The 5,589-nt window shown below is 64.8% G+C and carries 4 protein-coding genes, 1 rRNA gene and 2 pseudogenes; 6 read left to right on the top strand and 1 reads right to left on the bottom strand.

From position 1 onward, the window contains the following. The 6 genes and pseudogenes from VJV41_RS17955 to VJV41_RS17930 form a co-directional block, all read left to right on the top strand. Positions 1–291, top strand: a pseudogene (locus tag VJV41_RS17955) (TIGR03084 family protein); the annotation flags it as partial. Next, positions 288–2,042: an acyclic terpene utilization AtuA family protein gene (locus tag VJV41_RS17950; protein ID WP_325336080.1), complete on the top strand. Its 1,755-nt coding sequence runs from the start codon at positions 288–290 to the stop codon at positions 2,040–2,042. The pseudogene VJV41_RS17955 and the gene VJV41_RS17950, both read left to right, overlap by 4 nt. Before the next feature lie 2 nt (positions 2,043–2,044). Next, the gene (locus VJV41_RS17945; protein ID WP_325336078.1) at positions 2,045–3,181 is read left to right on the top strand and encodes an acyl-CoA dehydrogenase family protein; all 1,137 of its coding nucleotides are present in this window, start codon (positions 2,045–2,047) and stop codon (positions 3,179–3,181) included. Positions 3,182–3,226: 45 nt separating this feature from the next. Further along, a pseudogene (locus VJV41_RS17940) lies at positions 3,227–3,334 on the top strand (LLM class F420-dependent oxidoreductase); the annotation flags it as partial. Positions 3,335–3,409: 75 nt separating this feature from the next. Then, positions 3,410–4,897, top strand: coding sequence for a DNA-3-methyladenine glycosylase 2 family protein (locus VJV41_RS17935; protein ID WP_325336077.1), 1,488 nt, complete (start codon positions 3,410–3,412; stop codon positions 4,895–4,897). Next, a complete protein-coding gene (locus VJV41_RS17930) occupies positions 4,897–5,406 on the top strand; it encodes a methylated-DNA--[protein]-cysteine S-methyltransferase (RefSeq protein WP_325336075.1) in 510 nt (169 codons plus the stop codon). The genes VJV41_RS17935 and VJV41_RS17930 overlap by 1 nt, the downstream gene beginning before the upstream one ends. Before the next feature lie 50 nt (positions 5,407–5,456). Here VJV41_RS17930 and rrf read toward each other — a convergent pair. Continuing rightward, positions 5,457–5,571, bottom strand: a 5S ribosomal RNA gene (gene rrf / locus VJV41_RS17925). Between the last annotated feature and the right edge of the window lie 18 nt (positions 5,572–5,589).

Below are 5,589 nucleotides of genomic sequence, written 5' to 3'. Positions count from 1 at the left end.
GTGGCCACCGTCGGCTTCGCTCACACCATCAACGGCGTGGAAGCGCCGGGCGAGCCCATCCGAGTGGAGTTGCGCTCCCCCGACGGAGAGCCATGGATCTGGGGTCCGGACGACGCCTCTGAGTGCGTCGCCGGGACAGCTGAGGACTTCGTCCTTGTCGTCACCCAGCGAAAGCATTGGGCTGAAACGGGATTGGTCGCTGCTGGGTCAGTAGCCGCGAAATGGCTGGACATTGCACAGGCCTTTGCCGGCGCACCGACCCGCCGTGAACGGCCGGCGGTGCGGCCGTGAACAGGCCCGTGCGAATCGGCAACGCGTCGGCGTTCTACGGCGATCGGCTGGCATCCATGCGCGCCCTTGTCGAGGGTGGTGAGATCGACGTCATCACCGGCGACTACCTGGCCGAACTCACCATGCTCATTCTGTGGAAGGCGCGTCACAAGGACCCGGAATCCGGGTACGCCCGAACGTTTCTCACCCAATACCAGCAGGTGGTGAAGACCTGCGCAGAGCGCGGTATCAAGATCATCGTCAACGCCGGCGGCTTGAATCCCGCCGGCATGGCAGACCGCGTCCGCGCCATCGCCGTCGATGCAGCCGTGGACGTCAGCGTCGCGCACATCGAGGGTGACGACCTGATGCCGCGCATCGGTCAATTGTCGGCCACAGGGATTCCGTTCAAGCACCTCGACACGGGCGTAGCTCTGGAAGAGGCCGGAGTTGAACCGGTTTCGGCCAACGCATACCTTGGCGGCTGGGGCATCGCGGCAGCGCTGTCGCGCGGCGCCGACGTCGTCATCACCGGCCGCGTCACCGATGCCGCACTGGTGGTCGGCGCCGGCGCGTGGTGGCACGGCTGGGATCGCCGCGACTACGACGCGCTTGCCGGTGCGGTCGCCGCCGGCCACATCATTGAATGCGGTCCGCAGGCCACTGGCGGCAACTACTCCCAGCTCGCCGAGATCACCGATCGTCGCTACCCCGGGTCACCGATCGCCGAGCTTGCACACGACGGTAGTTTCGTCATCACGAAGCAGGACGGCACCGGCGGGGTGATCTCCGTCGGCACCGTCACCGCGCAGCTGCTGTACGAGGTCGGGGCGCCGACGTACGTCAACCCAGACGTCGTTGCACATTTCGACAGCCTGGCGATCACACAGCATGGTTCCGACAGAGTACGGGTCAACGGGACCAAGGGGTCACCCCCACCGTCGACGCTGAAGGTTGCGATGAACCACATCGGCGGCTTCCGCAACACGATGACAATGGTGTTGACCGGCCTGGACATCGAGGACAAGGCGCGGTGGGCGACCGATGAGTTGTTCGAGATCCTCGGTAGCCGAGAGACATTCGACGAAGTCGATATCCAACTGTTGCGCTACGACCGGCCAGACCCGGTCGCGCTAACCGACGCCACGGCGCACTTGCGGGTGACTGTCAAGGACCAGGACCGGACCAAGGTGGATCGCGCATTCTCCAACGCGGTGATCGAACTAGCGGTCGCCGGCTACGCCGGATTTCACACCACCACCCCGCCGACGTCGGCGACTGAGTTTGGAATCTACTGGCCCACCGTCGTACCGGCCGAATTGGTCGAGCATGTCGTCGTGCATGGCGACGGGACCCGGGAGCTGATTCCCCATGGCATCGAGGTTGCCGACCCATTCACCCACACTGCGTCATTACGCTCGCGGACAACAGATTTCGGGCCGACCACCCGGCGCCCGCTGGGCACGGTGGTCGCGGCGCGCTCAGGCGACAAGGGCGGCAACGCGAACGTCGGGGTGTGGACCGACACCCCGGAGCGCTGGGCTTGGCTGCACGCACACCTGACTGTCGAGCGATTCCACGAGTTGGTGCGCGATGCTGCCGGCCTGGTGGTGCATCGCTACGAGTTTCCGAATCTCATGGCCCTCAATTTCGTCATCGTCGGATTCCTCGGCGAGGGTGTCGCCTCATGCACCAAGACCGACCCGCAGGCCAAGGGGCTGGGTGAGTTCGTACGGGCCCTCTACACCGACATACCGGACAAGTTGGTGTAGTCGTGGACTTCATCGAGCCGCCCGAGCATCGAGACCTCAGAGACGCAATCGCGGCGGTCACGGATAGGTACGGGCCCGAGTACTTCACGCAGTGCGGGATGGCTCACGAACCGACCACCGAGTTGTGGCAAGATCTCGCACAGCACGGGTTCATCGGGATCAACCTGCCCGAGCAGTACGGCGGCGGTGGCGCGGGGATGACCGAGTTGGCCATCGTCTGTGAGGAGACCGCCGCACGCGGCTGCCCTCTTCTGTTACTGCTCGTATCCAGCGCCATTTCAGGTCAGTTGATTTCGCGCTATGGCACCACGCAGCAGCAGCGGGATTGGCTGCCACGCATGGCATCCGGCGAGACTAAGGTGGTCTTCGCGATCACCGAACCCGATGCCGGGTCGAACTCGCACCGGATCGCCACCACGGCTGTCCGTGACGGCGGTGACTATCTGATCCGCGGCACCAAGTACTACGTCTCGGGTGTCGACGAAGCCGAGGCGTTGATCGTCGTCGTGCGTACTGCGCCCGGGCGTCTATCGCTGTTTCTTGTGTCCACCGATGCGCCGGGACTCGTGAAACAGCGATTGCCGGTGGGCATAAGCCTCCCCGAGAAGCAGTACACCCTGCATTTCGATGACGTTCGCGTACCGGCGTCCCACCTCATCGGTACCGAACACGAAGGGTTCCGCCAGGTGTTCGACGGGCTGAACCCCGAGCGGATCGCTGGCGCGGCCGTATGCGTCGGCATCGGCAGGCATGCGGTCGTGCAGGGCGCCGACTACGCCCGCACCCGTACCGTGTGGGACGCCACAATTGCCACGTACCAAGCGATTTCGCATCCGCTGGCGAAGGCGAAGATCGGCGTCGATCTGGCGGCAATGATGACCGCGAAGGCCGCCTGGCTCTACGACCACGAGCGTCCGGCAGGCGAGGAGTCAAACATCGCCAAGTACGCCGCGGCGGAGGCGGCCGCCGCTGCCGTCGATCACGTCATTCAAGTGCACGGCGGCAACGGGCTCTCGGCTGAGTATGGACTCGTGCCCCAATGGGGCGTGGCCCGGCTTCTGCAAATCGCACCGGTGAGCCGGGAGATGATCCTCAATTACGTTGCCCAGCATAGTTTGGCATTGCCGCGTTCATATTGACCTCTCGTGCGCAGCCCACGTTCTCGACGACTGATGGACGCTTCCGTGAAGCTTGCACGTCAGCTGGGTGATTGGGGTGCGCAGCCGCCGGAGAATCCGCCTGAGCTGGTCGGCGGGGCTGAGGAGGCGGGTTTCGACGTGGTTTTCACCGCCGGGTTTCGCCCGCCGGGGACGACCATGTCGTTTTTCCGCCAGTCATGTCGGTGGGTGCGTGTAATTGTTTGAGGCATGCACGACGACTTCGACCGCTGTTATCGGGCAGTCCAATCCAAGGATGCCCGGTTCGACGGCTGGTTCGTCACCGCCGTGCTCACGACGAAGATCTACTGCAGGCCCAGCTGCCCGGTTCGGCCGCCGTTCGCACGCAATATGCGGTTCTATCCGACCGCGGCCGCCGCGCAGCGAGCCGGATTCCGGGCCTGCAAGCGCTGCCGACCCGACGCGTCCCCGGGCTCGCCGGAGTGGAACGTGCGTGGGGACGTGGTGGCCAGGGCGATGCGGCTCATCGCCGACGGCACCGTCGACCGTGAGGGTGTCGGCGGTCTTGCCTCGCGCGTCGGCTACACCACCCGTCAGCTCGAACGGCTGCTGTCGGCCGAAGTCGGCGCGAACCCGCTAGCGCTGGCCAGGGCGCAACGCACACAGACAGCACGGGTTCTGATTGAGACGACCGAGCTGCCGTTCGGCGATGTCGCCTTTGCCGCGGGTTTCTCAAGCATCCGCCAGTTCAACGACACGGTGCGAACGGTCTGCGATCTCACACCGACGGCCTTGCGTCAACGGGCGCGGGCCCGGTTCGGCCGGGGCGACCTCGGCGCAGCGGGTCCGCTGTCTGTGCGGCTGCCGGTTCGCACTCCGTTCGCCTTCGAGGGATTGTTCGGCCATTTGGCAGCCAGCGCGGTGCCCGGCGTGGAGGAGGTGTGCGACGGTGCGTTTCGGCGCACACTGCGACTGCCCAACGGCAGCGGAATAGTCAGCCTCACGCCACATCCCGACCATGTGCAGTGCCAGGTCGTGCTCGATGACTTCCGTGATCTGTCGACGGCGATCGCGCGATGCCGTCGACTGCTCGATCTCGACGCCGACCCGGAGGCCGTCGTCGACGCTCTGAGCGCGGATCCGGACATGACGGCCCTGGTGGCCAAGGCGCCAGGGCAGCGGATTCCACGGACGGTCGATGAGCAGGAGCTCGCGTTGCGAGTGGTGCTCGGCCAGCAGGTGTCACTCAAGGCTGCACGCACCCATGCCCGGCGCATTGTTGAGGCGTATGGCCAGCCAGTCGCCGATACGAGCGGCAGCTTGACGCACGTCTTTCCGGCCATCGAGGACCTCGCCGAAATCGATCCCACACATCTGGCCTTCCCGAAGTCGCGGCAGCGGTCGCTGATCACACTCATCCGCGCTCTCGCGGACGGCGAGGTCGTGCTCGACGCCGGCTGCTGCTGGAACCGCGCCCGAGACCAACTGCTCGCCCTGCCCGGAATCGGCCCGTGGACCGCGGAAGTGATCGCGATGCGGGGCCTCGGCGACCCCGACGCCTTTCCCGTCAGCGATCTGGGTGTCCGATTGGCGGCCAAGCAGCTCGGCCTGCCAGGCGATACCCGCCCGCTGGCCGAGCACAGCACGCGGTGGCGGCCATGGCGGTCATACGCGACCCAGCATTTGTGGACGGCCCTCGATCACGCGGTCAACGAGTGGCCGCCGAAGGAGAAATGATGGAAGCACTGCAATTTCGGTCGATGGCCAGTCCCGTCGGGCAGTTGACGCTCGCCGGCAAGAACGGCCGGCTGATGCATCTGCGGATGGTCGACCAAACGTATGAGCCCAGCCGTGAGGGCTGGGAACCAGACGACACAGCGTTCGACGACGCCGTCGCGCAGCTCGAGGCGTACTTCGCCGGCGACCGGACCGAGTTCGAACTCGATCTGGATCTGGTCGGCACGGAATTTCAGCGACGCGTCTGGACTGCGCTGCTGACCATTCCGTACGGGGAAACTCGGTCCTACGGCGAAATCGCGCGACAGATAGGATCGCCCGGAGCATTTCGCGCGGTCGGGCTGGCCAATGGCCATAACCCGATCGGCATTATTGTGCCCTGCCATCGAGTAATCGGGTCGAACGGAAGCCTGACCGGATACGGCGGTGGGCTCGATAGGAAAAGGGCCCTGCTCGAATTAGAGAAAAGCCGGATAGCGCCGGCATTATTCGACACAACAATGCAATAAAAATGCCTCTGCCCTCCAATCGAAATTGGAGGGCAGAGGGCTTAATTTGTGTTCGGCGGTGTCCTACTTTTCCACCCGGGTTGGGTAGTATCATTGGCGCTGGCAGGCTTAGCTTCCGGGTTCGGGATGGGTCCGGGCGTTTCCCTGCCGCTATTGACCGCCGTAACTTTATTCACTTTTTTG

It is taken from the genome of Mycobacterium sp., from assembly GCF_035274705.1.
Taxonomy (GTDB): domain Bacteria; phylum Actinomycetota; class Actinomycetes; order Mycobacteriales; family Mycobacteriaceae; genus Mycobacterium.
This window is presented reverse-complemented; position numbering and strand designations above follow the sequence as displayed.

Coding starts and splice junctions, on each gene's coding strand:
- VJV41_RS17935 (WP_325336077.1), top strand. CDS start 3,410: ATGCACGACGACTTCGACCGCTGTTATCGGGCAGTCCAATCCAAGGAT.
- VJV41_RS17930 (WP_325336075.1), top strand. CDS start 4,897: ATGGAAGCACTGCAATTTCGGTCGATGGCCAGTCCCGTCGGGCAGTTG.